The following is a 26,556-nucleotide window of genomic DNA, read 5'->3' as shown; positions in this document are numbered from 1 at the left end:
AGGCGGGGTACAGCCGTTTAGTGGGGTGCCGCCACGCCCGTATCGGCAGGCAGGCGGGCTGTGGCCCCCGCGTGGCGCGGCAGGTAGATCGTCACCGTCGTGCCCTTGTCCGGCTCGCTCGCGAGGCGGATGTCGCCGCCGCTCTGGCGCGCGAAGCCATGCGCCATCGACAGGCCGAGCCCGGTGCCCTTGCCCTCGGGCTTGGTGGTGAAGAAAGGCTCGAAGGCGCGCTCCATCACTTCCTGCGGCATGCCGTGGCCCGAATCGGCAACCGCCACCGAGACGTAGTCCCCCGGCGCCAGCTCCGGATCATGGTCGATGGTGACATTGCTCAGCTCTAGGGTGATGCGCCCATTTTCTTCCATCGCGTCGCGCGCATTGATCACCAGGTTGAGCAGCACGTTTTCGAGCTGGTTCGGGTCGACCAGGGTCCGCCACAGCCCGGGCGGGACGATCTTTTCCAGCCGGATGTTGTCGCCCGCCGCACGCAGCACCAGGCTGTCCATGCGCTCGAGCAGCTCGCCGATATCGACGCTGCTCGGGTGCAGCGGCTGGCGCCGCGCAAAGGCGAGCAATTGCCCGGCCAGCTTGGCGCCGCGCTCGACCGCATCGAGGATGCTGAGCAGGCGCTTGCGGTTGGCCCCGTCCGCGCGCAGCATCAATTGCACGTTGGCGCTGATGATGTGCAGGATATTGTTGAAGTCGTGGGCCACGCCGCCGGTCAGCTTGCCGACCGCTTCCAGTTTCTGCGAACGGCTGAGGGCCTGGCGCGCTTCGTCCAGCCGCTGCTGGCGCTGCTGCTCGCGCGCTTCGGTCTCCTTGCGCTGGGTAATGTCGCGCACGAAGGCGGTGGCGCCGAAGCCGTTGCCGACGGCCAGCTTCGCCACGTTCAGCTCGGCCGGGACGGGGCGCCCTGCGCGGTCGAGCACGGTCAGTTCGGTCACCGTGCCCAGCATCGGGCAGTGGCCGCCGGCGGCAAAGGCCTCGAAGCTGGCGCGGAAGGCAGCGCGTCCTTCCTCGGGCAGCAATTGTCCGGCATCGCGCCCGATCGCTTCCTGCACGCTCCAGCCGAACAGCCGGGTGGCCTGGGCATTCCAGTCGGTAATGCGGCCGCTGCTGTCGAGCGCCAGGAAGGCGTCCGGGGCGTTCTCGAGGATGACCTGCATGCGCTTCTGCTCGGCGGCAACCTGGTCGTGCGATTCGCGCAGTTCCAGCGTCATGCCCTGCGCCAGTTGCAGCGCGCCGCGCCGCTGCCGCGCCAGCAGCCAGACCACGATGCTGAGCAGTATGCTCAGGCTGATGCCGGTGAGCGCGACCAGGCGCGGGCGCGTGGTGTCGAGGCTGTTTTCCAGGGCGGCGCTGGAACGCATCCAGATGGTCCAGGTGCGCCCGCCCGGCACGATCTGGGCGCTGGCCTTGAGGCGCGCCGCGCGCGCGGGCGCATCGACCGAGCGGTAGAGCAGGGTCGCGCCGTCCCTTGGCTCGCCGTCGTGGATCTCGATGTCGAGGTCGGTCGAATGGGCGCCGCCCAGCTCCCGCATCAGGTCGTTCATGCGAAAGGGTGCGTACACCCAGCCCAGGATGGCGGCGCGGCGCTGCTCGACCGTGCCGGCCAGCTGCCCGGCCCGGTAGACCGGCAGGTACATGACGACGCCGGGCTGCGGCGCACCCTTGCGGTTCTGGACCAGCACCACCTTGCCGCTCAGGGCCGCCTGTCCGCTGTCGCGCGCGCGCACCATGGCGGCGCGGCGCACCGGTTCGCTGAACATGTCGTAGCCGAAGGCGCGCAGGTTGCCGCCAAGGAAGGGCTCGATGCGGGCGATGGCGGTGTACAGCGGGCGCGGTCCCGCGGTCTGCAGCGAAGGATGCACCGCATATTGAGAGAAACCCTCGCGCCGCATGGCGGCCTCGTGCGCGGCCAGCGCGGCAGGCGGCACGATCTGGGCAATGCCGAGTGCTTCCAGGCCGGGAAACGACTGCTCCAGCCCCAGCACCCGGTAATATTCTTCCCAGTCGCGCCGCGATACGTCGACCGAGCCGCGCAGGTAGCCGCGTGCGCCGCGCAGCACCTGCTCGTACACCGCCATGCGCCGGCTGATGCTGAAGGCCATGTCGCGGGTGCGGTAATCGAAGGTTTCCAGGAACTGGGCCTGGGCGGTGCGCTGGGCGCCGTTCCATGCGCTGAAGGTGACCAGGAGCGTGACCAGCAGGACCAGCATCGCCAGCAGCAGGGGCATCTGTCCGGAGCCGGGCAGGGGAATGCGGCTGGTGTCGGCGGAAGAAGGCTGCTGCATGTGGTCGTACGCGCGGCGGGGGCCGTGGGGCAGGTTGATCGGAATCGCGCGAAAAGCAGTAGGATACGCATCCTTGCTGGGTTAAGGCGCACGCGAGTGCTTGGGTTTGGCAGGGCTATTACTGATAAAAATAACTCGATGCACGACTCTGACGCGATGACCATCTTCTTGCCTGGCGCCCCTGCGCCGCACCACGCATGACGCCCCTGCCTGCCTGGCGCCGGCACTGGCCCCTGACCCTGCTGGCGGGCGGCATCCTGCTGGCCCTGCTCTGGGGGACGCTGGCGCCGCTGCGTGGCGCCAGCCACGAGCTGCTGCTGGAGATCGGGCCCAAGAGCCGGCAGTCCAGCGTGCGCCTGACGCTCGGCGTGCAGGACGTGCTCCTGCTGCGCAACCGCAGCAGCGCGCCCCTGGTCTTCGGCCCGGTGCAGCTGGCGCCCGGCGGCGAGTTCCGCCTGCCGGTCGAGGAAGCGGGTGAGCGGGCGATTCCCTGTCCGGCGCTGCCGGGCGGGGTGCTGCACGTGCAGGTGGTGCCGATGCCCGATCCGGGCCTGGCGAGGTTGCGCTGGCGGCTCGCCAACCTCGGCAATGCGATTCGCACGATGCCATTGAAGGCGCCGGATTCCTGAACACCCGGAAGCGGAAAAATCGTCCCTCAATCGTGCTCCGGTCCCCGCTGTGATTCTGTCATGATGGGATCATGTCGACGATTTCCATGCCGCTATTCCCGCTCAGTACGGTACTGTTCCCGGACGGGGTATTGCCGCTGCAGGTGTTCGAGGTGCGCTACCTCGACATGATCAGCCGCTGCCTCACCGAGGACACGCCGTTCGGGGTGGTATTGCTCACGCAGGGACATGAAGTGCGCCAGCCCGAGGGTGACCCGGAACGTTTCGTTGCCTCCGGCACGATTGCTTCGGTCACCGAAACCACCACCTCCACGCCGGGCCTGCTGCAGGTGCTGTGCCGCGGCGGTTCGCGTTTCACGGTGGTGACGGCCGAACAGCGCCCGAACGGGCTGTGGATGGCCGAGGCCGAGCTGGTCGAAGACGACCACACGGTGCGGGTGCCGTCCGAACTGCAGGGCGCGTCCGACGCGCTCGACCGGGTACTGTCTTCGCTGCACGACGTACCCCAGCACCGCTGGCCGGTGCAACCGCCGTTCCGCCTCGACGATTGTGGCTGGGTGGCGAACCGCTGGTGCGAACTGCTGCCGCTGCCCAACCAGCAGAAGCACCAGATGCTCATGCTCGACAATCCCGTGATCCGGCTCGAAGTGCTGCACGATGTCCTCGACGAACATGGATTGATCACCTCCTAGCTTACACATTGGCGTGCTGGCATGAAATTCTCGGACGACCTCCTGATTGCCTACATCAACGGCGAGTTGGCCGAGCCGGCACGCGCGGCGGTCGAGCGGGCCGTCCACGCCGACCCGGTGCTGGCGGCGCGCCTGGCCCAGCACCGCAAGGAGCACTCCAGCCTGGGGCGCTCGCACATCTTCAGCGTCTCGGCCAACGGCCACGACGGCAACGGCAACAACAAGCCTCCCCATCGCTCGCCGCCAACGCGCGGCGCCAAGATCGTCCACCTCGACACCATCCGCCCGGGGCGCGCCATCGCGCCGCCGGTCCCGCCGGCGCCGCCCTCCTGGGGCACGCGCCACTGGGCGGCCATCGGCGCGGCGCTTGCCATCGGCGCGGCTGCCGGGGCGCTCGGCTGGCAGGCGCTGCGGCCCAACCCCGACCTGGTCACCCTCATGGCCAGCGACGGCGCGCTGGTGGCGCGCGGCAAGCTCACCGACGCCCTGGCCGACCAGCTGGCCAGCCCCGGACCGTCCGAGACCGGGGTGCGCATCGGCGTCACGTTTGTTTCGAAAGATGGCAGCTATTGCCGCAGCTTCGTGGTCGACACCACCGCCGGCCTGGCCTGCCGCGCAGGCGGGCGCTGGACCATCCCCGTGGTGGCCCAGGCCGGGGCCGGCGCGGCCTGGGTCGACGGCAGCGTGCTGCCGCCGGCGGTCCAAACCGCGATCGACGCGCGCATCGTCGGCGCCACGCTCGACCCGGTGGCCGAACGCGCCGCCCAGCAGCGCGGCTGGCGGCCCTGACTACCCGGCCGGCGTATGCGTATGCTTGTGAAAAAATTCCCCCCAAACAGGACCTTATATACAGGGGGGGCGATTTCAGGTATCGTGTAGGCCGCTAAAGTGCGTCTACGTCCGCGCGCCCGTGTTCCGGCGCCCTCCGCGGCACCGGCCCCTGGCCTGCCGTCCCATCTGGAAGCTTCCCGCGCAGGCCATGTTGCGCCGCAGGCGCAGCCGTAGAGCTAACGAAATACTGTCCAACAAGAATATGTCTGATACCCAGAACACTCCAGCCAGCGCCGAACCGCTCGACTCCCCGATGACCGCGTCCGACCTGGTGCTGGCCGCGACCGCACCAGCGGCTACCGCCGACACACCGGCAGACGCCGTCATGGACATCGCGCCGGATGCATCGGCCGATGCCGACGCCACCTCGGTGCTCGACGCGCCGGTCGAGCAGGTCGCCGCCGACGAGCAGCCGACCGTGCGCTTCGCCGACCTCGGCCTGGCGCCGGAAATCCTGCGCGCGCTGAACGACCAGGGCTATGTCCACCCGACGCCGATCCAGGCCAAGGCGATCCCGCTCGTGCTGCAGGGCCGCGACGTCATGGGCGCGGCCCAGACCGGTACCGGCAAGACCGCCGGCTTCTCGCTGCCGATCATCCAGCTCCTGATGGCGCATGCCAGCAGCAGCATGTCGCCGGCGCGCCACCCGGTGCGCGCCCTGGTGCTGACCCCGACCCGCGAACTCGCGGTGCAGGTGGCCGAGAACGTCAAGGCCTATGCGCGGCACACGCCGCTGCGCTCCACCGTCGTATTCGGCGGCATGGACATGAAGGGCCAGACCACCATCCTGAAGGGTGGCGTTGAAATCGTCATCGCCACCCCGGGCCGCCTGCTCGACCATATCGAACAGAAGAACGTCAGCCTGTCGCAGGTGCAGATGCTGGTCATGGACGAAGCCGACCGCATGCTCGACATGGGCTTCCTGCCCGACCTGCAGCGCATCATCAACCTGCTGCCGAAGAAGCGCCAGAACCTGATGTTCTCGGCCACCTTCTCGTCGGAAATCAAGAAGCTGGCCAACAGCTTCCTGGATAAACCCGTGCTGATCGAAGTGGCGCGCAGCAATGCCACCGCCGACAAGGTCACCCAGATCGTCTACAAGGTCGACGAGGAACTCAAGCGCGACGTGGTCGAGCACCTGATCCGCGAGCGCAACCTGAAGCAGGTGATCATCTTCTCGAACACCAAGATCGGCGCCTCGCGCCTGTCGACCCACCTCGAGAAGAAGGGCATCAAGGCCTCGGCCATCCACGGCGACAAGACCCAGCAGGAACGCATGGCCGCGCTCGACGCCTTCAAGGGCGGCGAGATCGAAGTGCTGGTGGCAACCGACGTCGCCGCGCGCGGCCTCGACATCACCGACCTGCCGTGCGTGATCAACTACGACCTGCCGTACAACGCCGAAGACTATGTGCACCGCATCGGCCGCACCGGCCGCGCCGGCGCCTCGGGCGATGCCCTGTCGGTGTTCTCGGACAAGGATGAGCGCCTGCTGACGGACATCGAAAAGCTGATCAAGCAGACCATTACGCGCGGCACCCTGGCCGGCTTCGTGGCGCCGTCGAGCCGTGCGCGTGAGACCGGGCGCGAAGGCGGCCGTGATGGCGCGCGCGATTTCGCCCGCGAAGGCGAACGCCGCAGCCGCCGCACTCCGGAAGAATCCGGCGCCGCCCCGCGCAGCGCCGAGCGCAGCGAACGCCCGCCGCGCCCGAGCTACGGCAGCACCCCGCGCCGCGAGAAGGTCGATCCGTGGTTCCTGAAGCCGTACGAGCCGTCGAGCGCGGCGCGCAAGGAGACCGTGACGCCGGTGTCGAATGGCGTCAAGTCGGGCAAGCAGAAGCTCGCGTATTTGCTCGGTGGCGGCCCACGGCCGTAATCATTACCGTCATGAGAGCCGTCGAAACCCTACGGTTCTCTCTGATCAAGCCGCCCGCTTCGCCTGCAGCGCCGCCTGCACCCGTTCCAGCAGCGTTTGATGATGATACGGCTTGGCCAGCACATCCAGCGCCTGCCCACGTGAGGGTAACTCATCCATATACCCCGTGGCCACCAGCACCGGCAGCTCCGGCCGCTTGACATGCACCTGCTCGATCAGCTGCAGCCCGTTCATCCCGCCCGGCATGATCACGTCGGTGAACAGCAGGTCCACCGGCTGGGTCTCCAGCACCGCCAGCGCCTGCTCGCCGCTGGGCGCCGACAGCACCTCGTAGTCGGCCGCCGCCAGCATCGCTTCGGCCAGCTCGCGCACGTCGTCATTGTCTTCCACCACCAGGATGCGGCATTTGCGCCCCTCGTCCGGCAGGGTTTCGGCAGGTTCGTCCTCTTTCGCCGCCGTCACCGGGAAGATCATGCGCACCCGCGTGCCGCGGCCCGGTTCGCTGTCGATCTCGAGCCGGCCGTGCGACTGCTGCACGAAGCCGTGCACCATCGCCAAACCCAGCCCCGTGCCCAGTCCCTTGGTGGTGAAGAAGGGCTCGGTCGCACGCCGCATGACGTCCGGCGGCATGCCGATGCCTTCGTCGTTCACCCAGATCGACACGTAGTCGCCCGGCGGAAGTTTATTCACGCTGCGGCGTTGCTGGCTGGCGAGGGCGGTGCCGACGGTGACCACGCCGCCGTCGGGCATGGCGTCGCGCGCATTGATCACCACGTTGAGCAGCGCCATTTCGAGGTAGGTGGTGTCGAGCGTGCAGGGCGGCAGGCCGGGTTTCAGGTCGAGCCGCAGCTCCACCTTGTCGCCCAGGGTGCGCACCAGCATGTCGGAGAAATCGACCATCAGGCTGTTGAGGTTGATCTCCTTCTGCTCGAGCCGCTGCTTGCGCGCAAAGCTCAGCAGCTGCTGGGTCAGCTTGCCGGCCCGCATGGTCGCGCGCTGGGCACGCCGGATCGGTTCGACCACTTTCGGGCTGGCGCCGCTGCTGAGCAGGGCCAGCTCCAGGTTGCCGTTGATGACTTGCAGCAGGTTGTTGAAATCGTGGGCCATGCCGGCCGACAGCTGGCCGATGGCTTCCATTTTCTGCGCCTGCAGGTTCGCTTCCTGCATGCCGCGGCGCTCGGAAATGTCCATTTGCGAGGCGAAGAAATAGAGCAGCTTGCCGTCCTGGTCGAAGATCGGCCCAATGAACAGGGCATTCCAGAAAGGCTCGCCGTCGGCCTTGTAGTTGAGCACGTCGACGGCCACCGCGCGCTGCTCGGCCAGGGCCTTGCGTAACTCGGTCACGGTGGCACGGTCGGTTTCCGGGCCTTGCAGGAAGCGGCAGTTGCGTCCCAGTACTTCTTTCTCTTCGTAACCGGTCAGATCGAGGAAGGCGCCATTGGTGAAGACAATGGGGTTGTCGGGCTGGTTGGGGTCGGTAACGACCATTGGCATGCGGGTCATTTCGACGGCGGCAAAAAAGACGTTGCCACGGTCGCCCAGCCCGGCGCGGTCGATATACCCGGCCTGCCAGTGCTTGTCGCCCGGATTGCCGAGCGTGGAGACCGCATTGCCTTCGACCTCGCCGTCGGCGGGCACCCCCGCGCTCTGGCCGCCGCCCTGAATGTCGAGCGGCTTGCCGGCGCGGTCCTCCTTGTCTGATCCCGTTGCCATCGAGCGTGTTCCTGGAAGCGCGCCACACGGCGCGGCCTGAAGCGGCCACAGGAGGTGGCCGGCAGGGAATCACTCTACCCGCAGGGGCCGGGCTGCTCCGTTCGTGACTTCACACAGCGCCGTAGGCGTTTGCACCGGATCAAGGAGCGGCCTGGGCCTGGGTGCCGACGCGCCGGCTGGTATCGGTGATGGTGATGTCGGCAATCCCGATGCCGAGCTTGCGCGCATCGGCCGGATTGCCCAGGTCGGCAGGTGAAATGGGCCGCGGGACCTCGATGCTGAGGCTGCGCTGCTTGCCGTCGGTAACGAAACGCAGGCCCAGTTCCTGCAGCGAGGGCGAGAGCTGGAACTGCGTGCTGGTCTCGCCGATGCGCATGGTGAAGGGCAGCGTCGCATTGACGTCGAAGGCCCTGGCAGTCAGGATCACCTGCACATTTTTTGGCAGGGGCGCGTTGAAGTGCAGCACAACCTGCTTGCTGTCCGACCATCGGCCCCATTGCTCGGCATGCGACAAGCCTTCTGCAGCACGCAGCAGCCCGGTGCCGATAGGCTTGGACAGCTCGGCGGTGCCGATCGTGCGGCTGTCGTCCAGCGGCAGCTGCACCAGTGCATATTCCGCCGTCTTTTTCACCGGGGTAAGGCCGGGCGGCAGAGGATGGTTGCCGACGACCAGCAGCCATTTCTTGCGTACCGGCAGCTGGTATTCGGCGATCGGCGCGTTCGGCGGCAGGTCGAGCATGGCGCTGTCCGGCGCGTCGATGTGGAATTGCGCGCGCATGATTTCCTGGGCGCCGGTCGAGGCCACCGTGATCTGGTTGTGTTCGTGCCTTGGCACATGGGCATGGGCGAACTTGCCGCCGTGGTCAGGGCCCCAGCCCGGCACCAGCTGCGCCAGGTAGGCATTGGTTTCCTGCGTGCCCAGCGCCAGCATCACCGGCACCGCGCCGAACAGGAACAGCGGCGCGCCGAAGCGGCTGCCCATGGCCCACAAGCCAAGGGCCAGCACGTCGAGCCCGACCACCAGCCAGCCGGTCCACAGGCGCAAATTGATGCCGGAAATCTCCGGGCCATCGACCGGGTTGAGCGAGAAATTCGGCAGCCTGACCAGGGCGAACAGCAGCACCGTCCCCAGTCCCAGCGCCACCAGCCAGCCCAGTGGCGGACGGGCGCTCGCGGCGGGCCGCTCCATCGTGCTCGCCACCAGGGTCAGGAGCAGCGGGAAGACGAAGGTGTAGTAGCGCAGGTGCAGGCGCACGACTTCGAGCGGCCCCAGCGGGGCGATCGAGGCGGTATACGCGATCGTCATGCCGGCGGCCGAACCGAGCATCAGGAAGGCGAACAATTGCAGGCGGTTGAGCGCGCTGCCGGCCTGTTGGCGCGCAGTGCGGCTGACGACGGCGTGCAGCAGGAGCGCCAATGGCAGGCTCATCAGGACGGTAAGGGCCATCAGGTGGCCGCGGCCGTTGATGAAGGCCGGCGCCAGCAGTTCCAGCGGCGAGCGCGGGCGGGTGCCGGCGGCTGCGTTCGCATAGAAGCTGCCGAACAGGCTGAGCGCGGGCTCGCCGGCGATCAGGTAGCCGAGGCCGAACTTGATGCCCAGTGCAACCACGGGGGCGATCGCCGCCGCCAGCAGCGCCGTGCGCACGCGCCGATCATGCTTGTCCAGCCAGGCGCCGGCGGCCAGGAACAGGCTGGCGGCCGGCATCAGGAACAGCGCATGCACTTTCACCAGGCTCATCAGGCCGAGCACGACTCCCATCAGCAGCGCGCGACGCGGCAACGACCAGGCCCGGGGCGTGAGCGCCACCCAGCTCAGGACGGCGAAGCCGAAGTAATAGCTCGCCTCCGGCATGAAATAGGCCGTGTAGATATTGGTCGGCGCCAGCAGCGCCAGCACCACGACGCTCACTGCCAGCAGGGGCCGCATGTAGACGCGGGCGACGAAATAGAAGAAGGCGCCGGCGCCGGCAAAGAACAAAGCGTTGGCGATGCGCACGCAATCGAGGAAGCCGTCGCCGCAGGCGAGCGAGCCGCGGAACAGCCACAGGTAGAGGTAGGAGGGTACGATGGCTTCGCCGAGCGGCGTCAGGCGCGCCATTTTGCTGTAGTACCACTCGTCGGCAAAGATGGCCGGGTACAGGCCCAGGTTGCGGTAAAGCAGCCAGGCCAGCACGGCGGCGAGCGCCGCGCACAGGACCAGCCGCTGGCGCCCGGTATCGGCGGGAAGTATGGTGTTCATGTTCAAGAATTGTCGAAGGAAGGGGATGCGGTGCGCCATGCGGCGATCGCCCGGGCCATCTGGTCCCAGGTGAAGAACTGGCGTTTTTCGTAGTACAGGGCGCCGGCATGCGGGCGCTCGGCGAGGCGGGCCGGCGCCACCGGCTGCAGCTGCTCGACGCCGCGCACCAAGTAGTGCAGCAGCACGAACGGGAACAGCCCGATCCAGGTGACGCGCTGCGACGGATAGGACAGGCAGGCTTTCAAATGGCGCAGGCGCGCGCGCCACGGGATCGGCAGGGCCTCTGCCAGTCCGTTCTCAGGCAGCGGCGCCAGCACGCGGAACAGCGGGCCGCTCAAGCCCTTGGCCTGGTAGAGCGAGAACTGCCAGGTGCGCGCCAGCAGGCCGCGCTCACTGGCCAGGGTGACGGCCAGCGCATGCAGCGCGTCGTGGTCGTGGTGGCCGCCTTCCCAGGCCGTCACGTGCAGGGCCTCGACCTGCGGATAGCGGTCCAGCCAGCGCGCGATCCAGCCCGCGGCGGCGTGCAGGTGCAGCGGCAGCTGCGCGTCGCCGATGCCCAGCTCCAGGCCGGCGAAGGACACGTCTTGCGGCGCCACACCCAGGCTCGCGAGCACCGCCAGCGATTCGCGGTTGCGCTGCTCGGCGCTGGCGCTGGCGGTGCGGCCATCGGTCAGGTAGGCGCAAGCCACGCGCAGCCGGCGCGCGCGGCAGTCGAGGATGCGCTGGAACACGCCGAACTCGTCGTCCTGGTGGGCGAACAGGAACAGCGCGACAGCTTCTTGTCCCTGCCCGTGGCCGGTCTCAGTAGGCATCGAAGTCGAGGAAGGTGAACTGGATGCGCGACGCGTCCAGCAGGGGCACGCGCGGCGTGAACGGGCGCCAGATCAGGTTCAGCGGCGAAGGCCGCAGCCGCATCGGGATGCTTGCGTAGTTCCAGTAGCGGCTGCAGGCGTCGGGCGCGAGGCCGATGAACAGGCGGAGCGGCGGCGGCGCAGCGCCGCCCGGTGCCGGGGCAGTTTGCGCTTCCAGCTCGGCATAGGCGGGCAAGTGCTTGCCCATGGCCGCGGCGTGGAATTGCAGGCGCTTGCCGCTGCCGTTCGCCACCGCCTGCACGCGGTTGTGCGGGTTGGCGCAGCGCCAGGCCAGCGAGGCCGGGGTCCAGCTGCGCTCGAAGGAGAGCGTGCCGGCGGCCGGCTTGGCCGCGTGCTGTAGCCGGCCCAGGCCGATGCGCGCTTCCAGCGGGCGCACCAGCTGGAAGCCGAGCTTGCGCACGAAGCCGGGCGTGCTGTTGGCATTGGCCACGCCGTACACGCCGTCGAAGCCCGCCTGCGCACCAGCCTCGTAGGTCATCGCCGCCAGTTTGGTGAACAAACCTTTACCCTGGTAGTCGGGGTGGGTGGCCGTATTCAGCGACAGCAGCACCAGCACTTGCTGGCCCTCGACCCAGGCCCTGGCCGGCACGCACACGTAATGCGCCGCCAGGCGTTCGCCGTCCCAGGCATCGAAGCCGACCGCGGCGCCGTCCGGATTGGCCACGTACAGCCAGTCGAGATAGGCGGGCGTGAACTTGTCCGTGCCGGGGAAGCAGGCGGCGAACAGCGCGCCATACTGGGCAAGGGTGGCGGGGTCGTTCCGGACGGGCGCAAAACGCATCGGCTGCATCACTTGAAGATCCAGTATTTGCTGAGCAGGTAGCCGTTGACCGCCACCAGCGGCAGCGACAGCAGCTTACCCAGCAGCGGGTTGTCGAGGTTGGCCTCGGCCAGCGCCACGCAGCCGATCGTCAAGAGGTAATTCACCCCGACGACGCACAGGTAGCGCGTGAAGTTCGCCGGGCTGGCGGCGGTATTGAAGGTAACACGGCTGTGGAAGGCGTAGTTGACCAGCAGCCCGGCGCCGAAGCCCGCACTGGCCGCCGCCGTGGTGGCCACGCCGTTGGCCAGCAGCAGCTGCATCAGGCCGACGTCGGCCAGCGCGCACATCAAGCCGCCGGTGATGAACACGGCGAACTGGCGCGACAGGATCAGGGAAGCGAGCTGCGACAACGTCATTTGCTGCTGCTGTTGCTACGATAAAGGGTTTTCTTGTGCAGCGGGCGGCGCGGCACCGAGGCGACGTCGTGCGCCACGAAGGCCAGGACCAGCTGCACGCCCATGATCACCGGCAGCGCGGCCAGCATGACGGTGCCGGCCGGCGTCGAGATGCCCGAGCGCGCCGAGGCGATCCAGTGCGAGATGCCGTAGCCGGCGCCGAAACAGGTCAGGAAAATTCCCAGCGGCAGTTCGATCGAGGCCACCGACATGTTGCGCAGGTAGTAGTTGTAGAACAGGCGCTTGCCGAAATTGCGCACGTGCTTGGAGAAGAATTCGGTGACGATCTTCGAGATCTTCAGGTTGCTTACTTCGTCGCCATAGACCGCGTCCATCGGCACGTCGGTCACCACCGCACCCAGGATGTTCAGGCGGAACAGCATGTCCGATTCGAAGAAATAGCGCTTGCTGATCTTATCGAAAGGCAGGAAGCGCGCCGCGTCCGCATGGATCGCGGTGTAGCCGTTGGTCGGGTCGAACAGGTCCCAGTAGCCCGAGGACAGCTTCGTCATCAGCGACAGCACCGCATTGCCGAACAGGCGCATCGGCGGCATCGTCCCGATGCGCTCGAGGTTGAAGAAGCGGTTGCCCTTGGTGTAGTCGGCTTCGCCGGCCAGGATCGGCGCGATGAAATTCGGCAGCAGGCTGCCGTCCATCTGGCCGTCGCCATCGATCTTCACCATCACCTTGGCGCCATCCAGGATCGCCTGGCGGTAGCCGGTCATGACCGCGCCGCCCACGCCCTGGTTCTCGGCATGCTCGAGCACGACCACGCGCGGATCGCGGCAGTGCTCGCGCACGAAGGCGCCGGTACCGTCCGGGCAGCAGTCGTCGACCACGTAGATGCGCGCGACTTCGGGGCCGATGCCCTCGATCACGCCGAGGATGTGGCGGGTGACCTTGTAGCTCGGGATCACGACCGCGACCGCGTCCGTGAGGCCCAGGGGGGCGATGGCCGGGAGGGTCAAGCTGGTGGTGTTGGGTGCGTTCATGGCGTGCTTCCAGTCGGTAGTGCAGACGAAATGGCGGTCGACGGGCGCGGCGCGGCGCTGCACAGCAGCGGACCGTCCAGGTAGCGCCAGCCGCGCGCGCTGTCCGTGACCGCGTTGCCCGGCGCCAGCCTGGCGCCGGCGCCGCACAGGGCGGCGTCAAGCCCGGTGTTGGATGCGTGTACCAGCGTCTTGATGCGCACGCCGCCTACGTCGTAAGTATAGATTTTTTCCGGCTCGACCCAGTTGTCGTGATGGCCCATGCGCTCGGCAAAGATTTCCGGCTCGGGGTGGTACCAGCCTGGTGCGTGCTTCAGCACCAGGGCGGCCAGCGGGCTGAACTCGATGTACTCGTAGCGCGTGGCATGCACCATCGCCGCCGCCTGCAGCGCCAGCACGGCGGCGAGCGCCACGGGGCGCCAGCGCGGCAGTTCGCGCAGCATGGCCAGGAAAGCGAACAGCAGGGGCATCGAGGCCCAGGCCACGTAGCGCATCGGGCCGGCGGCGCCCGAATTCCAGTTGATCACCGCCAGCGCCGGCAGCACCAGGGCCAGCGTGAACAGCAGGCACAGGGCCAGCAGGCGCAGGCCGCGCCCGCGAGCCAGGAGCAGCGCCGCGAGCACGCCCGGGATGGCGATCAGCATGCCCTGATTCAGGTCGGCGAAAAAGGAGAGCAGGCGGGTGCTGCCGATCAGGCCCGGATCGGAGAAACGGGCGACAATCAGGTTCGGCACGCCGTAGTGGTAGAGGTTGAACAGGATGGGCAGGGCGGCAACGAAAGCGCCGGCGGCCAGCGCCGCCACGGTAGGCGCAGTAAGCTGCGCACGCAGGTTGGCGGCCAGGCCGCGGTTGCGGTCCCAGCCAAGCGTCATGCGGATCAGGGGCGCGAAGATAAAGAAGAACACGATGGTCGGGTTCTGCTGCGCCGCGAGTCCGGCCAGCAGGGCGCCGGCCACCGGCATGCCGCTGGTAAACAGCAGCAGTGCCGACAGCAGGGCCGCGGCGCTCATGCATTCCGGGCTGGTCCAGGTCCAGTACAGCACCCCGCAGCAGAGCATGAACAGCAGCAGGCCGAGGGCCGCGCGCGTGTTCGAGCCGAAGAAGCGGCGCAGGGCCAGGCCCAGCACGAAGACGAAGGCCAGGTTCACCGCCTGGAAGGCCTTGAAGGGCGGCTGGCCGAGCGCTTCCATCAACTTCAGGGGCAAGGCGGCCAGCAGCGGATAACCGAAGAAGTGGACCGGATACACGGCACCCTCGCGCCCGCGCGCGAAGGCCGGGTACACGTCCTGCACGCCGCGCCGCATCTCATCCTGCAGCATGTGGAACAAAGCATCGAAGCGTCCCGGCAGGAGCGCCCTGGTGCGGTCGATGTCACTGCTCCGGATGTCCGGCGTGCCGTGGGTGGCGATGGCGACCGCATCGACCGTGTACTCGAGGGCGTCCCCGCTGATCGACACCGGGCGCGCCATGAACAGGGCCAGCAGGGCGAGCGCCAGCAGCACGGGAAATATCCAGCGCGAAGCCTGGCGTGATCGTGAAGCGGAAGGGCGGCGCGTTTTCATCTTCATGCTCAGTAGGCAGCGAGGGTGGCCAGGCCAAGGCAGCAGGCCATGACCACCAGGCTGGTCTTGTCCTTGCAGACGTACAGCACCGGGTCTTCGTTGACCTGCCCACGGAAGGACAGCACCCACAGGCGGCCGAGCCAGAACACCAGCAGCGGCAGGATCCCGGCCAGCCACTCGGGCGTGCGGTAGAGGTCCAGCACCTTGTTCGAATTAAAGTAGAGCATGAAGATCAGCACCGAGACGAAGGCGCTGTTGATTCCCATGACACCGACCGGCGTCTTGTCGGCGGTGGTGTAGCCGCGCCCGCGGCTCTTGTCCTTGCCCTGGTTGTGCAGGTTGATCAATTCGCTGTGGCGCTTGAGCAGCGCCAGGCTGAGAAAAATGAAGAAGGAGAAGGCCAGCAGCCAGAACGAAGGCGGGATGCCGGTTGCGGCGGCGCCGCCCAGCAGGCGCAGGCTGTACAGCACGGCCAGCGTGACGATGTCGATCATCAGGAGGCGCTTCAGAAACGCCGAGTAGGCGACCGTCGAGACGAAATACACGCCCACTGCCGCCAGCAGCAACACGTTATACGACGCGCACAGTGCGATGGCGCCAAGCGCCAGCAGCGGGCTGGCTGCCAGCGCCAGCGACAGCGGCAGGGCGCCGGAAGCAACCGGGCGGCGGTGCTTGGTCGGGTGCAGGCGGTCGTCCTGGGCGTCGAGCGCATCGTTGAGCAGATAGGCGCTGGACGCGCACAGCGAGAAGGCCACGAAGGCCACCAGCGAAGCGGTGAAGGTCGGCAGGTCGAGCGCGTGCCCGGCCAGCATCGGGACGAACACCAGCAGGTTCTTCAGCCACTGGTGCGGACGCAGGGCGCGCAGCAGGGCGGGGACGACTCCGGCGCGCACGCTGCCCGAGTGCGTCGTGCTGCGGCCGTCCTCGAGGCGGAAGGGCTTGCGGGTGACCGACCACGGGTGGGCGCAGCCCAGCCACACCGGCAGGTCGGCGCGCGAATTGCCGATGTAGTCGTAGCCCTGTTCTCCATACAGCTCGGCCAGGCGGCGCGCCTTGTTGTGCGAGGTCAGGTTGATGCCGTCGCTTGTTGCCAGCACCAGGTCGAACAGGCCCAGGTGGCTTGCGACCTGCTCGGCGAAGCGGCGCTGGGCGCCGGTGGCCAGCACCACGGTGCGCCCGCGCGCGCGTTCGGTGCTGACCAGGGCCAGCACCGTGCGGTCATAAGGCAGGGCTGCCGGGTCGAGTTCGACCGCGTTCGCCAGGCGTTCCTTGAACGCGGCCTTGCCCGCCAGGAGCCAGAACGGCAGCAGCCAGGCGCGCAGGATGTTCGTCTTCAGGAACAGCACGATCGATTCCCACAGCAGGTCGGAATGGATCAGCGTGCCGTCCAGGTCGACGACCAGGGGCCGCTGCAGGCTGCCTGCGAGGTCCCGTTCAAGCATGGCGATCTTCAGTCCCGGGCAAGGTGCGGTACCACTGCCGGCGCACCAGCGCGTCCAGCACCTGCTGCGCGGCGCCGTCCCAGGTCAGCCAGGGCATGCCGGTCGATTGCGGCGCTTTCCCCTCGCGCAGCAAGGCCAGCCAGGCCTGGACGGCGGCGGCCAGGTCTTGCGGGGCCAGTCCGTCGAAATAATAGGCGTGTTCGCCCGCCACTTCGCGGAACACCGGCAGGCTGCGCGCCAGGATCGGGATGCCCTTCTGGGCCGCTTCGATCAACGGCAGCCCGAAGCCTTCGCCTTCGGACGGCGCCAGCAGGGCGGCCGAGCCGGCGTAGAGCTTGAGCAGCATCTCGTCCGAGATCCCCGGCAGCCAGAACAGGCGTTTCGATTTTTCCGGATGCGCGGCCATGCGCTCGCACAGCTTTTCCATCATCCAGCCCTGCTTGCCGACCACCACCAGGTTGACGTCCTCGCCGCGTTCCCACAGCAGCTCGAAGGCGGCCAGCGCCTGGGTATGTCCCTTGCGCGGCTCGACGGTGCCCACCATCAGGAAGCTCGGGCGCTCGCCCAATGCTGCCAGCACCTGGTCGGCATCCGGCGGCAGGCCGAAACTCGGCGCGCTGGCGTTGATGTCGGCGCCGAGGTGGAAGTGGCCCAGCTGCAGCGGCGTGCGGCGTTTCAAGCCTTCGCGCCCGATCCAGCCGGCCAGTTCGTCGGCCACCGCGCGCGAGATGCACAGCACGCCGTCGGATACCTTGTGCACGGTGCGCAGGAAATCACCGAAATACTGCTCGGTCCCGAAGGGGAAGACGTCCGGGCGCAGCATCGGCAGGATGTCGAACACCACGAAATAAATGCCGACCCCGCGGTCGCGCATCGACAGCAGGAGCTGCTCGTTCTGCGAGGTGCCGGTAGTGAAGAGGTCGAGGCCGAAGAAGATGTCGCCGGGGCGCAGGTCGACCGGCGCGTCTTCCAGCGCCAGCTCGGTCTCACCCACCATGCCGAGGCCGAAGCGGCGCGCGTAATGGTAGCTGCGGTTGCCGCCATGCGAATACACCGGCTCGATCCGGAAGCCCGGCGGCGGGTCGGCGATCATCGCCAGCAGGATGCTGCGCACCACGCGCTGGATGCCGGTTTTCAGGTCGGACTGCACCACGGCCGAAACGTCGACCAGCAGCTGGCGCGGCTGGGCCGGGGCACGGTTGAAGGCGATCGCGGCGGCCAGCTGCTGCAATTCCTGGGCCGGGCAGAGCGGGGCGACCGCGCGCACCAGGGCCTGGTAGGCGGCATGCTCGCCGTGGCGCGCGAAACCTTCGATGGCGTCGCGGTAGAGCGCGCCGACGTGGGCCGGCGCATGGTGTTCGGCCATGTGCGCCAGCGCGCGCGTCGCCAGGCCGGCGCGCAGCGCGGGCTCGTCGCGCAGGCGCGCCAACGCCGTGACCAGCTGGCCGACCGCGAATTCGTCGGGCAGTTTCACCAGAAGTGAATCAGGCAGCGAAGCGGCCGAGCCGTGGGCGTTGACGATGGTCGGCAGGCCATACAGCAGGCAGTCGAGTACCGCCGCCGAAGTCTCGCCGCGCGTGGACGAGCGCAGTTGCACGGCGGCGTCGGCGGCGGCCAGGTAGCTGGCGTAGACCGCGGCATCGACGAAGCCGGTAATGCGGATGCGCCCAAGCGCGGGACTGGCGAGGATCTGTTCGCGCAGCGCTTCGCCATACGGGCCCGGATCGTTTTCGCCGACAAAGACCAGGTGGCAATCGGGATCCTGCGCCAGCGGCGAAGCCAGGAAGGCTTCGAGCAGCTCGGCATTGAGCTTGGTGCGGCCCAGCATGCCGAAGGTGGCGACCACGAAGGCGCCGGGCTCCAGCCCGAGGGCGGCACGCGCCACGCTGCGCGCTTCCTGCCCTGCGCCGCCCTCCGGACGGCCGCGCAGCAGCGGGATGGTGCGCCAGCCGTCGGCCGCGCCTTGCCCGTACCACTGCACCGCGAGCTCGCGCGAGAAGTCGGAATGGACGATGACGCCGGTGGCGTTGTCGAGCACACCCTTGTTGAGCGGGTAGGTCCAGATCGCCGGGTTGCGGCCTTGCTTGCGCTGCCCGAGCAGGCCGGTATAGCCGTGCGACTCGTACAGCGCCTGCAGGAAGCCCTTGTCGAGGTATTCCTCGCGCTCGAGGTTGTCCAGCACCCCGGACAGGTAGAAGTCGTGCAGCACGACGATGCCGGGCACCTCGCGCACCAGCTCGAACATGTGCTTGTGGGCGTGCGAATTGCCGAAGTGGTAGACCACGCGGTCGAGTTCATGCGCATGCTCGCGCAGCCATGCGGCGCTGCGCAGGGGCGTGCCGGTCAGGCGTGGGTCGGTGACCAGTTCCGGGTCCTGCTCCACCACCAGCTCGATGTCGTAGTACTGCGCCAGTTCCGGCACCAGCTCGGCGCTGTAGTCGGCGATGCCCGATTTTTCCGGCGGCAGCGGCGAGACATAGGCCAGTCGTGGACGCGCGCCGGGCGGCGGCGGGAGCGCTTCGGCCGCGGTGGCGTCCAGCGCCGTGAGCAGGGTCGCGACGTTCACGCCGCGGCATTCCGTTTCCAGCACCGGATAGGGCGCGGCCTGCGCGTCAAGGCCGCGCTTGCCGGCCGCGCGCACCGGCGCCAGCACCACGCCCGGGTTGAGGCTGGCCAGCGCATGCTGGCGCACCAGGGCGCGCACCCGGCCCCCGGCAGGCAGGTCGAAGGCGCGCACGCGCTCGCGCGGCAGCAGGCCGCCGGCGCGCAGGGTCTCCAGGGTGACCGGATCGAGCAGGGGGACGGCGACATGCACCTCGCGGTCACCGGCCTGGCGCAGCAGTTCCTGCGTCAGCGCCAGCGCGGTGGGGTCCACGCGGCCGTGGTTGTCAAGAAGGTCGATAACGATACGCATAGTTCAGTAAGCCCTTGGCCCTAGCGGTAAATCAGCGTCAGCGGCTGGTATGGTGGCGGCGTGCCCGTTCCAGGTCGGCCAGCACGCCGCGCACCGAGGCCGGCACGCCGCGCAATGCATCCGGCACCGGCTTGACGCCTTCCGGCAGCGGCTCGGGCGGCAGCTGCTTGAGGGCCGCCAGCGAGGCCTGCACGCGCCGGCCCAGCGGCGGGAAGCGCAGCAGCACCGGGATGACCAGGCGCCGCAGCGCCTCGTTGCGGGTCAGGCGCGTGACGATGCGCTTGGCCAGTTCCGGCCGGCGCACCGTATGGACGAGGTAACCGGCCGCGCGCAGCGGGCGGGTGACCTTCCACGAGGTGCTGTTGTGGGTGGCGATGACGGTCGCTTCCAGGCTCCTGGCCCAGGCCAGCAATTTTTCGCCGTTCGCCTGTTCGGCCGCCACGGACTGCTGCAGGGCGGCGATGCTGGCGTCGGCATGCATCTTTTCCTGGGCCAGCTGCTCGGCGCGCGCCCAGGCGGCATCGAGCCGGTCGTGCAGCTCGGCCGCTTCGCGGGCGAGGGCGTCGGCGCGTTGCCCGGTTTCGGCGGCGTGGCGCTCGGTATCGCGCAGCGCCTGGGTCAAGGCCTTGGACGAGGCCCAGGCCTTGTCGAGGTGGTGCGAAATATAGTCGTCGAATACGTTTGGCTGGATGCCGAAATGCGCCATCAGGTCGGCGTGTTCCTCGGCCACGTAATAGCGGTTCAGGCCATCGAACCAGGCGAAGCGGTAGCGCTGCGCGACCACCAGGTGCTCCCAGCTGGCGTGGTTGGTGGCGCGGCTGTTCGGCAGGGTCGCTTCGATGACGAGTACCCACGGGCGCCAGCGCGCAAAGTCCATCCCGCGCAGCACTTCGCCTTCGAAGCCTTCGACGTCGACCTTCAGGAAGTGGATCTCGCCCTGCACGTGCTCTTCGCACACCGAGGCCAGGGTGCGCACCGGCACGGTCAGTTCGGCGACCTCATGGCCCTCCGAACGGTGCAGTTCGGCCACCGACTCTTCAGGCGAGGCCCAGCCGCGCACGGCCGGCACGTCGTAAAGTAGCAGTTCGCCATCCGAGCTGCCTGCGGCCACCGCCAGGTTGACGTCGCGCGGGCGCTGGTCGAGGAAGGCCTGGTGAAAGCTGGGCAGCGGCTCGATGCTGATGCCGCGCCAGCCGGCGTCGTAGAAGGCCTTGGTCACCGAATGCTCTTCGGGATCGTTGGCGCCGACGTCGATGTAGAAGCCGTTTTTCACGTGGCCGAGTACGCGCCACAGCAGCACGTCCTCGAGGTTCTGGGCGTAGGAAATCAATGTCATGTGCGTTGGATATCGATGGCCGGGTCGAGCCAGGCCGAACCCTCGAAGTGCGGGCGGCGCATGTTCATCACGGTGAACACCAGGGCCAGGTCGCGCCACTCGTAGTTGTTCACCAGGTGGGTCTCGGTGCTGACGATCGCGGTCGCGACCGAATAGGTGCCGGGTCCGAGGTTCATCGGGAAGGCGAAGCGGTAGACCACTTCTTCGCCGGCGCCCACGGCCTCCAGCGGCAGGCCCTTGAGGTGGGTATTGGTGCCGTACATCGGCTGGCCGAGGCGGTCCTTGATCATGTAGCCGAGCACCATGCGCGGGATCGCGGCCTTCGCCTGCACCCGCACTTCCAGCGTCACGGCCGCGCCGACGTCGACCACTTCGACCCGCGCGCCCGTCTCGTCGATCAGGGCGATGTCCGAGACGGTCGCTTCGCCGGTGCCGGAAATGGTCTGCACCTTGCCCCCGCTGGTGCCGTTCAGGCGCACCGTCTCGTTTTCGCGCTCGGCGATCATGGCGTTGTAGTAGTCCATGATTTCTTCCGGCTTGCCTTCTTTCGCCAGGCGTCCGCCATCCAACAGGATGGCGCGGTCGCACACCGACTGGATCGCCTGCTTGTCGTGCGAGACCAGCAGCAGGGTGGTGCCTTCCTTGCGGAACTGGCGGATGCGGTCGAAACTCTTGTGCTGGAAATAGGCGTCGCCCACCGACAGCGCCTCGTCCACGATCAGGATGTCCGGGCGGCGCGCGGTGGCGATCGAAAAGGCCACCCGCATCTGCATGCCGCTCGAGTAGACGCGCACCGGCTGGTCCATGTACTCGCCGATGCCGGCGAATTCCTCGATCTGCGGCATCAGCGCCGTGATCTCGGGCACCGTCATGCCCAGCAGCTGGCCGGCCATGTAGACGTTCTGGCGGCCGGTGAAGTCGGGATGGAAGCCCATGCCCAGCTCTAACAATGCTGCCACGCGGCCCTGCATCGCGACCACACCCGTGGTCGGCTGGGTAGTGCCGGTGATGAGCTTGAGCAGGGTGCTCTTGCCGGCGCCGTTGATGCCGATCAGGCCCACGGCTTCGCCGGGCGCAACCTGGAAGCTGATGTCGGTCAGCACCCATTTGAGCTTGTGGCGCGGACCGCGCAGGGGCAGCAGCCATTCGCCCAGGCGCGACCAGCGCGTCGGGTACTGCTTGTAGGCCTTGCCCAGGTTGGAGACGACGATCGTGCCCATCAGAGTTCGTCCACCATCTCGCCCGAGCGCTTGCGGAACAGGCGCATGCCGAGGATGCACAGCAGCAGCGCCATCAGGCTTGCTGGGATCAGGGAATTCCAGTCGGGCAGCCGGCCTTCGACCAGGATCTGTTGATGTGCTTGCACCACTGCGGCCATCGGGTTGTAGACCAGGACTGGCCGCACCGCTTCCGGCAGGATGCTGGCCGGGTAGACGATGGGCGTGAGCCAGAACCAGAACTGCATGGCGATGGTCACGAACTGGCCGACATCGCGGAAGAAGACGTTCAGGATGCCGCTGACCATGCCCAGGCCGATGGCCAGCAGGATCTGCAGCAGCAGCACCGGGACGATGGCGAAGAATACGAGGCCCGGGAAGTTGCCGGTCGCGATCAGGAAGACGGTGAACAGCCCGAAGATGATGCCGAAATTGACCAGGCTATTGAGCACGACGATCAGTGGCAGGCAGATGCGCGGGAAGCTGATCTTCTTGATCAGGTTGGCCTGCTCGAGAAACATGTTCTGGCCGCGCGCGACGATCTCGGCGAACAGGCCCCAGGTCAGGATGCCGGCACACAGGTAGATCGAATAGGCGGCGCCGGAATCGTTGCCGGGAAGCTTGGCACGCATGACCTCGGAAAAAATCACGGTGTAGACGAGGATCATCGCGAGCGGGCTCAGCACGGACCAGACGGCGCCGAGCATGGCGTTCACGTATTTCGACTGGAATTCGCGCTTGACGCTGCCCAGCACGAAACCGCGGTAGGCCCACAGGCCTCGCAGCATCAGGGGCGAGATCATGAGGCGGCCCGTGCTGGCGGCGCCCCGGTCGGGTGCGTCAGGGTTGTGGTCATGTGGAATGGCTGAGCCGGATGAGCCCGAAATTATACTTCATCCAACAGCCGCTCCGTTGTTACAGATGTAACATCTTGTCTAAAGTCAATAAGAAATTGTCACGGAAGGGGGCAGCGGTGAGCGACTGCCGCGGTATGGTCATCGAGAAGCGATAACCAATCCTAATTACCCAAATTGGTAAAAATCCCCACCGCCAGCTCCGCCCACACATACACGAACGCCAGCGCAATCAGCCCACCCACGACCACGCGCTGCTTCGCCGTCTTCATCTTACGCGACGCAAACACAAACGCCAGCCCGGTCACCATCAGCAAGATGCCCATGACGACGAAATCCGACGCAGTCCAGTCCACTTCCCCCGTGAACTGCATCGCCACCAGCGGAATCATCAGCACGGCAGCGGTCGCCGCCACTACGTAGGAAATGCTTCTGCCAAGGCTGCGCTTCGTATCGAGGCTGTTGCCGGTCAGGCTGCTCATGGTAGGTCTCCGAGGGTGAAATGCGACGAAGCCGGCAGGGCGCCGCGCATGGCAGAAATGTATCATGCGCCTGCCCGTCCTGCTACTTTCCGAAGTCAATGCCCTCCTTCTCGGAGAGGCCCTGTCTCCTCACACGTCACACCGCAAACCGCTCTAAATTTTAGAATAATTTTTCCATTCGTGACTATTGGATAGTTTTTTCTGAGCAATAGTATGTAACACTGGTCTTATAACTATCTAGCAAGTATTGAGCAGGCGCCAACGCGTGAGAAGTTCAAAGTGCTGATGATAGTGATAAAAACTATCTCTAAACGAGGGAAATTATGTCCGCACTCCGCATCACAAAACGTGTAGTGATTAGCGCAATCATTTTTCAGGCTTGTGCGGGTCATGCAATGGCCCAAGAATCGGCCTACGCCGATTTGGACGCCTGTACCAAGAGCGAACAGCTCAAGCTGACCGCCAAAGGCGCGGTCATGGGCGCGCTGGCCGGGTTCGGAGGCGCCTTTCTTAGCGGCAATAAAGACAAGGCCAAAAAGGCTGCATTGGTTGGTGCTGCCGGTGGCGGCGCCATCGGCTTCGCGACGGCCTACTACACTGCGATCGATACATGCAAAAAGCTCAATCCGAGCTGGGTGACCGAGTCGAGCCTTGTACGTGACCCGAGCAAGACTTACGCTCAGGTCAAAAAAGAAAATCGCTATAGCGCCAAGGATGGCATTACCTTGCTCTTGCGCGATATGGCAATGCCAGGCGAGGCAAAAGCAGGCGACAGCGTGGCGATCAATACGGTCTATGACGTCATGACGCCGGATGGCGCCGAAACGCCAGTCGTATTCTCGCGCAAGCTTTATGTCGTCGCCGAAGGCGCCGAAAAGCTGGTCACGTTCCCAATGGCCGCATCGACCACGCGCACGGTAGAGGCGGGCCGCAGCAGGGAATCGATGACGCTGCCAATTTCTGCCGACACCACGTCGGGTACCGTGTATCGGATCGAGCTCAGCGCTGCCGCCGGAGACAAGTCGCCCGTCATTATGTCGAAGAGCATTACGGTCATCTGACCACCGCGCTCATGCAGCACGGCGCACGGCTCCCGGCCGTGTGCCGCCGACACCTTTTCAAGCCTGACAAATGATCAAACGCACCTGTAGTGCCTTCCTTGTGCTGCTGTCGCTACTTCTCGCCGGTTGTGCAGCCAACCAGATGCACGGTTTCGAAAACACCTATTATTCCTACAATGTCCCCCAATTCCTGATCGACAAAATTGCAGCGAAATTACGCCAGGAAGGCTTGGTCAACGCACGAATCGAGCGGGACAGTGTCGGGCGGGTAAAGCTCGGCGGTAGTTACCAGACCGAGGACGAGGTCGACCGCGCCTTTGTCATCGTACAGTCGATCGTAGGCCTGAAATCCACCTCGCCTTTCTATCCGGATAACATCAGGAAGAAGCGCTGGGAAATCGAAGCGCGCCAGCAACTCGAACGGCTCGCGCAGGCCGACCGTAGCGCACCGGGTCCCGGACGCAAGTTAGCACTGGTGATCGGCATCAGCACCTTCCAGGACAGCGCGCACTGGTTGCCGATTCCTGGGGAAGAAGATGCTGCGGTGGTGAAACGCACGGCAGAGCAGTCCGGCTACGTGGTGACCGCCTTGCTGGGGCGCGCCGCGACCAAGGCGGCTATCGAAACGGCCTTGCGCAGGATCGAATCAGACCTGAAGCCGAACGACAGCCTGTTCGTTTACATTTCGAGCCATGGCATGCAGCCTCTGCCCTCGGCTAATGGCGGTGACCAGCGCAAGATGTCGATCATCGCCTGGGACTCGGGCAAGGCGTCGATCACCAGCAAGACCGACTACCTGCTGAACCTGCAGAAGACCGCCGTTCCCGACGTCCTGGTTCAGCGGTTGGCCAAGAAGCCGACCCGCAACACCCGGATACTGATCGATACCTGCTATAGCGGCGAGATGCTCAAGGGCCTGCCCGACGAAAGCGGCGGCTATATCGCTAGCATGAATAAGGGCGCTCCCGAACGCGCTAGCATTTCGATGGAATCCTGGACTGGCAAGGCATACACATCCAAAGGCATCCGTTTCAGCGAGGATGAGCCAGGGCAGGCAAAGGCGGGCAGCAGCGCCAAGCCCCAGCCTGCACCGGCCGCACATGAGCTCATCGACAGTGAACGCGCCTATACCATTATTACCGCCACCAGTGAAGGCGAAGAATCGCTGGCGCCACCCACTCACGAGGGCGAGTTCTTGCTGCCTGAGCAGGGGCGCAAGCTGCGGGGCTCGTTCTTTACCCAGGCATTTTTCGCTTACCTCGACATTCACAAGGGGCACGTCGAACCGGCCTTTGCCGCGGCCCGCGACTTCACGAGCCGCAAGGCAAAGGAAGTCAGCCTCGGCAACAAGACGCAAGTTCCACGCCAGTTCGCTACCCGCTCCGCAGAACGCAACCGGCTTTGATGCGCCGGACTCATTACTTATTTACTGGGAAGACCATGAAACGTTCTTTGACCGTCATATCACTCTTGATCCTGTCGGGCGCTGCCTCTGGGCAGCAGGCTTATAGCGCCAAATCGCTGTTCTTCGGCGAGGATGGTGGCGTCGTCGCCGCATCGACTGCGGTCAAACCCGCCGCCGCACCTGTAGGAAAGCCAGCTGTGGCTCCGGCTGGGGCCGTTACCAGGATCGCCCAGAAGAAAACCATCGCGCCAAAACAGATTGGCGCCAGCTACTTCATCCGCCTCAAGCGGGCCGACGGCAGCACCGAAGACGTGCTGGCTAGCCGCTCGTTCCGCAGTGGCGACCGTTTCCAGCTGGGCGTGAAGGTCAACCGTCCGACTTATGTGTATGTGATGAACCAGGATCCGGACGGCAACCTGTCCCAGATCTTCCCGGTCAATGGTCAGGACAATTATGTCAATGCGATGGGTACGGTCTTCCTGCCGTCAAAGGGGGCCTTCGAGTTCGACGCCAAACCAGGTGTGGAGCAGTTACTGGTGTTCCTGTCGCCCAAGCCGATGGCGGGAGATATGAGCGAGCAGCTGCGTAGCACGGAGCCGGACATGATCGCAGGGGCTCCCGACATGGTCAGCGGCGGCCAGTGTGCCGGGCCTGCTGCAATCGCTGGTGCGCCTCGTGCCGATGATACGCGCCTCGCGATGGCTGGCAGCAGTGATGCTTATGCCGCCAAAGGCATTGTCTTCAAGGACGATGCACCGGCCACCTGCGCAAAACCGGCCCCGGCCTATGCAGCCAAGGGCATCGTCTTCAGTGATGATCCGGCCCCGGTCCGCGGCGGCCAGGTCGCCACTTATGTCGTCAAAAAAACAGATGCCAAGGCCGACAAGAACCTGTTCCTGAAACTCAAGCTCAACCACCAATAATTCGAAA

At 66.4% G+C, this 26,556-nt stretch carries 21 protein-coding genes; 7 read left to right on the top strand and 14 right to left on the bottom strand.

From position 1 onward, the window contains the following. Positions 1 to 17 precede the first annotated feature (17 nt). Complete coding sequence (locus AC56K1_RS05425; RefSeq protein ID WP_497156828.1) at positions 18 to 2,294, bottom strand: CHASE domain-containing protein; 2,277 nt, start codon at positions 2,292 to 2,294, stop codon at positions 18 to 20. A gap of 197 nt (positions 2,295 to 2,491) precedes the next feature. Between AC56K1_RS05425 and AC56K1_RS05420 the strand changes: the two genes are divergently transcribed. The 4 genes from AC56K1_RS05420 to AC56K1_RS05405 all read left to right on the top strand — a co-directional run bounded on the left by AC56K1_RS05420 (position 2,492) and on the right by AC56K1_RS05405 (position 6,322). Further along, positions 2,492 to 2,923 carry a hypothetical protein gene (locus AC56K1_RS05420; RefSeq protein WP_497156827.1) on the top strand — a complete coding sequence of 144 codons (432 nt, stop codon included), beginning with the start codon at positions 2,492 to 2,494 and terminating at the stop codon, positions 2,921 to 2,923. A 71-nt stretch (positions 2,924 to 2,994) separates the two neighbouring features. After that, positions 2,995 to 3,615, top strand: a complete 621-nt coding sequence (locus AC56K1_RS05415; RefSeq protein WP_497156826.1) for an LON peptidase substrate-binding domain-containing protein — start codon at positions 2,995 to 2,997, stop codon at positions 3,613 to 3,615. Between the two features lie 21 nt (positions 3,616 to 3,636). After that, positions 3,637 to 4,404, top strand: a complete 768-nt coding sequence (locus AC56K1_RS05410) for an anti-sigma factor family protein (RefSeq protein WP_497156825.1) — start codon at positions 3,637 to 3,639, stop codon at positions 4,402 to 4,404. Positions 4,405 to 4,771: 367 nt separating this feature from the next. After that, complete coding sequence (locus AC56K1_RS05405) at positions 4,772 to 6,322, top strand: DEAD/DEAH box helicase (RefSeq protein WP_497157171.1); 1,551 nt, start codon at positions 4,772 to 4,774, stop codon at positions 6,320 to 6,322. Between the two features lie 45 nt (positions 6,323 to 6,367). Here AC56K1_RS05405 and AC56K1_RS05400 read toward each other — a convergent pair whose 3' ends face one another. From AC56K1_RS05400 to AC56K1_RS05340, 13 genes are all read right to left on the bottom strand, one after another. Then, positions 6,368 to 8,035: a PAS domain-containing protein gene (locus tag AC56K1_RS05400; protein WP_497156824.1), complete on the bottom strand. Its 1,668-nt coding sequence runs from the start codon at positions 8,033 to 8,035 to the stop codon at positions 6,368 to 6,370. A gap of 139 nt (positions 8,036 to 8,174) precedes the next feature. Next, a complete protein-coding gene (locus AC56K1_RS05395) occupies positions 8,175 to 10,274 on the bottom strand; it encodes a DUF7024 domain-containing protein (protein WP_497156823.1) in 2,100 nt (699 codons plus the stop codon). A gap of 2 nt (positions 10,275 to 10,276) precedes the next feature. After that, on the bottom strand, positions 10,277 to 11,086 hold the full coding sequence (locus AC56K1_RS05390; protein WP_497156822.1) for a PIG-L deacetylase family protein: 810 nt from the start codon (positions 11,084 to 11,086) through the stop codon (positions 10,277 to 10,279). Further along, positions 11,076 to 11,927 carry a GNAT family N-acetyltransferase gene (locus tag AC56K1_RS05385; RefSeq protein ID WP_497156821.1) on the bottom strand — a complete coding sequence of 284 codons (852 nt, stop codon included), beginning with the start codon at positions 11,925 to 11,927 and terminating at the stop codon, positions 11,076 to 11,078. The genes AC56K1_RS05390 and AC56K1_RS05385 overlap by 11 nt, the downstream gene beginning before the upstream one ends. A gap of 8 nt (positions 11,928 to 11,935) precedes the next feature. Then, positions 11,936 to 12,325 carry a GtrA family protein gene (locus tag AC56K1_RS05380; RefSeq protein WP_497156820.1) on the bottom strand — a complete coding sequence of 130 codons (390 nt, stop codon included), beginning with the start codon at positions 12,323 to 12,325 and terminating at the stop codon, positions 11,936 to 11,938. Beyond that, a complete protein-coding gene (locus tag AC56K1_RS05375) occupies positions 12,322 to 13,356 on the bottom strand; it encodes a glycosyltransferase family 2 protein (RefSeq protein WP_497156819.1) in 1,035 nt (344 codons plus the stop codon). Before AC56K1_RS05375 ends, AC56K1_RS05380 begins: the two co-directional genes overlap by 4 nt. Then, complete coding sequence (locus AC56K1_RS05370; RefSeq protein ID WP_497156818.1) at positions 13,353 to 14,855, bottom strand: hypothetical protein; 1,503 nt, start codon at positions 14,853 to 14,855, stop codon at positions 13,353 to 13,355. The genes AC56K1_RS05375 and AC56K1_RS05370 overlap by 4 nt, the downstream gene beginning before the upstream one ends. A gap of 68 nt (positions 14,856 to 14,923) precedes the next feature. Beyond that, positions 14,924 to 16,357 (bottom strand): UbiA family prenyltransferase, encoded by a 1,434-nt coding sequence (locus AC56K1_RS05365; protein WP_497156817.1) that lies wholly within the window; start codon positions 16,355 to 16,357, stop codon positions 14,924 to 14,926. Beyond that, positions 16,350 to 19,271: a glycosyltransferase gene (locus AC56K1_RS05360; RefSeq protein WP_497156816.1), complete on the bottom strand. Its 2,922-nt coding sequence runs from the start codon at positions 19,269 to 19,271 to the stop codon at positions 16,350 to 16,352. The genes AC56K1_RS05365 and AC56K1_RS05360 overlap by 8 nt, the downstream gene beginning before the upstream one ends. Before the next feature lie 37 nt (positions 19,272 to 19,308). After that, positions 19,309 to 20,607, bottom strand: a complete 1,299-nt coding sequence (locus tag AC56K1_RS05355) for an FkbM family methyltransferase (protein WP_497156815.1) — start codon at positions 20,605 to 20,607, stop codon at positions 19,309 to 19,311. Then, on the bottom strand, positions 20,604 to 21,827 hold the full coding sequence (locus tag AC56K1_RS05350) for an ABC transporter ATP-binding protein (RefSeq protein WP_497156814.1): 1,224 nt from the start codon (positions 21,825 to 21,827) through the stop codon (positions 20,604 to 20,606). The genes AC56K1_RS05355 and AC56K1_RS05350 overlap by 4 nt, the downstream gene beginning before the upstream one ends. After that, positions 21,827 to 22,627, bottom strand: coding sequence for an ABC transporter permease (locus AC56K1_RS05345; protein ID WP_497156813.1), 801 nt, complete (start codon positions 22,625 to 22,627; stop codon positions 21,827 to 21,829). The genes AC56K1_RS05350 and AC56K1_RS05345 overlap by 1 nt, the downstream gene beginning before the upstream one ends. A 215-nt stretch (positions 22,628 to 22,842) precedes the next feature. Then, on the bottom strand, positions 22,843 to 23,160 hold the full coding sequence (locus AC56K1_RS05340) for a hypothetical protein (protein ID WP_497156812.1): 318 nt from the start codon (positions 23,158 to 23,160) through the stop codon (positions 22,843 to 22,845). Between the two features lie 323 nt (positions 23,161 to 23,483). Here AC56K1_RS05340 and AC56K1_RS05335 point away from each other — a divergent pair, with 323 nt between their 5' ends. The 3 genes from AC56K1_RS05335 (at position 23,484) to AC56K1_RS05325 (ending at position 26,549) form a co-directional block, all read left to right on the top strand. Beyond that, positions 23,484 to 24,221, top strand: a complete 738-nt coding sequence (locus AC56K1_RS05335; RefSeq protein ID WP_497156811.1) for a hypothetical protein — start codon at positions 23,484 to 23,486, stop codon at positions 24,219 to 24,221. 70 nt (positions 24,222 to 24,291) lie between these two features. Beyond that, positions 24,292 to 25,626, top strand: a complete 1,335-nt coding sequence (locus AC56K1_RS05330) for a caspase family protein (protein WP_497156810.1) — start codon at positions 24,292 to 24,294, stop codon at positions 25,624 to 25,626. Between the two features lie 35 nt (positions 25,627 to 25,661). Then, on the top strand, positions 25,662 to 26,549 hold the full coding sequence (locus AC56K1_RS05325; RefSeq protein ID WP_497156809.1) for a DUF4384 domain-containing protein: 888 nt from the start codon (positions 25,662 to 25,664) through the stop codon (positions 26,547 to 26,549). Positions 26,550 to 26,556 lie beyond the last annotated feature (7 nt).

The organism is Telluria sp. ZB4P37 (genome assembly GCF_059685855.1).
The sequence above is the reverse complement of the archived record's forward strand: the minus strand, read 5'-3'. Positions and strand labels throughout refer to the sequence as shown.

Bases quoted from the DNA above. Each gene is read 5' to 3' on its own strand.
- AC56K1_RS05425 (WP_497156828.1), bottom strand. From the start codon at position 2,294: ATGCAGCAGCCTTCTTCCGCCGACACCAGCCGCATTCCCCTGCCCGGC.
- AC56K1_RS05420 (WP_497156827.1), top strand. From the start codon at position 2,492: ATGACGCCCCTGCCTGCCTGGCGCCGGCACTGGCCCCTGACCCTGCTG.
- AC56K1_RS05415 (WP_497156826.1), top strand. From the start codon at position 2,995: ATGTCGACGATTTCCATGCCGCTATTCCCGCTCAGTACGGTACTGTTC.
- AC56K1_RS05410 (WP_497156825.1), top strand. From the start codon at position 3,637: ATGAAATTCTCGGACGACCTCCTGATTGCCTACATCAACGGCGAGTTG.
- AC56K1_RS05405 (WP_497157171.1), top strand. From the start codon at position 4,772: ATGGACATCGCGCCGGATGCATCGGCCGATGCCGACGCCACCTCGGTG.
- AC56K1_RS05400 (WP_497156824.1), bottom strand. From the start codon at position 8,035: ATGGCAACGGGATCAGACAAGGAGGACCGCGCCGGCAAGCCGCTCGAC.
- AC56K1_RS05395 (WP_497156823.1), bottom strand. From the start codon at position 10,274: ATGAACACCATACTTCCCGCCGATACCGGGCGCCAGCGGCTGGTCCTG.
- AC56K1_RS05390 (WP_497156822.1), bottom strand. From the start codon at position 11,086: ATGCCTACTGAGACCGGCCACGGGCAGGGACAAGAAGCTGTCGCGCTG.
- AC56K1_RS05385 (WP_497156821.1), bottom strand. From the start codon at position 11,927: ATGCGTTTTGCGCCCGTCCGGAACGACCCCGCCACCCTTGCCCAGTAT.
- AC56K1_RS05380 (WP_497156820.1), bottom strand. From the start codon at position 12,325: ATGACGTTGTCGCAGCTCGCTTCCCTGATCCTGTCGCGCCAGTTCGCC.
- AC56K1_RS05375 (WP_497156819.1), bottom strand. From the start codon at position 13,356: ATGAACGCACCCAACACCACCAGCTTGACCCTCCCGGCCATCGCCCCC.
- AC56K1_RS05365 (WP_497156817.1), bottom strand. From the start codon at position 16,357: ATGCTTGAACGGGACCTCGCAGGCAGCCTGCAGCGGCCCCTGGTCGTC.
- AC56K1_RS05360 (WP_497156816.1), bottom strand. From the start codon at position 19,271: ATGCGTATCGTTATCGACCTTCTTGACAACCACGGCCGCGTGGACCCC.
- AC56K1_RS05355 (WP_497156815.1), bottom strand. From the start codon at position 20,607: ATGACATTGATTTCCTACGCCCAGAACCTCGAGGACGTGCTGCTGTGG.
- AC56K1_RS05350 (WP_497156814.1), bottom strand. From the start codon at position 21,827: ATGGGCACGATCGTCGTCTCCAACCTGGGCAAGGCCTACAAGCAGTAC.
- AC56K1_RS05345 (WP_497156813.1), bottom strand. From the start codon at position 22,627: ATGATCTCGCCCCTGATGCTGCGAGGCCTGTGGGCCTACCGCGGTTTC.
- AC56K1_RS05340 (WP_497156812.1), bottom strand. From the start codon at position 23,160: ATGAGCAGCCTGACCGGCAACAGCCTCGATACGAAGCGCAGCCTTGGC.
- AC56K1_RS05335 (WP_497156811.1), top strand. From the start codon at position 23,484: ATGTCCGCACTCCGCATCACAAAACGTGTAGTGATTAGCGCAATCATT.
- AC56K1_RS05330 (WP_497156810.1), top strand. From the start codon at position 24,292: ATGATCAAACGCACCTGTAGTGCCTTCCTTGTGCTGCTGTCGCTACTT.
- AC56K1_RS05325 (WP_497156809.1), top strand. From the start codon at position 25,662: ATGAAACGTTCTTTGACCGTCATATCACTCTTGATCCTGTCGGGCGCT.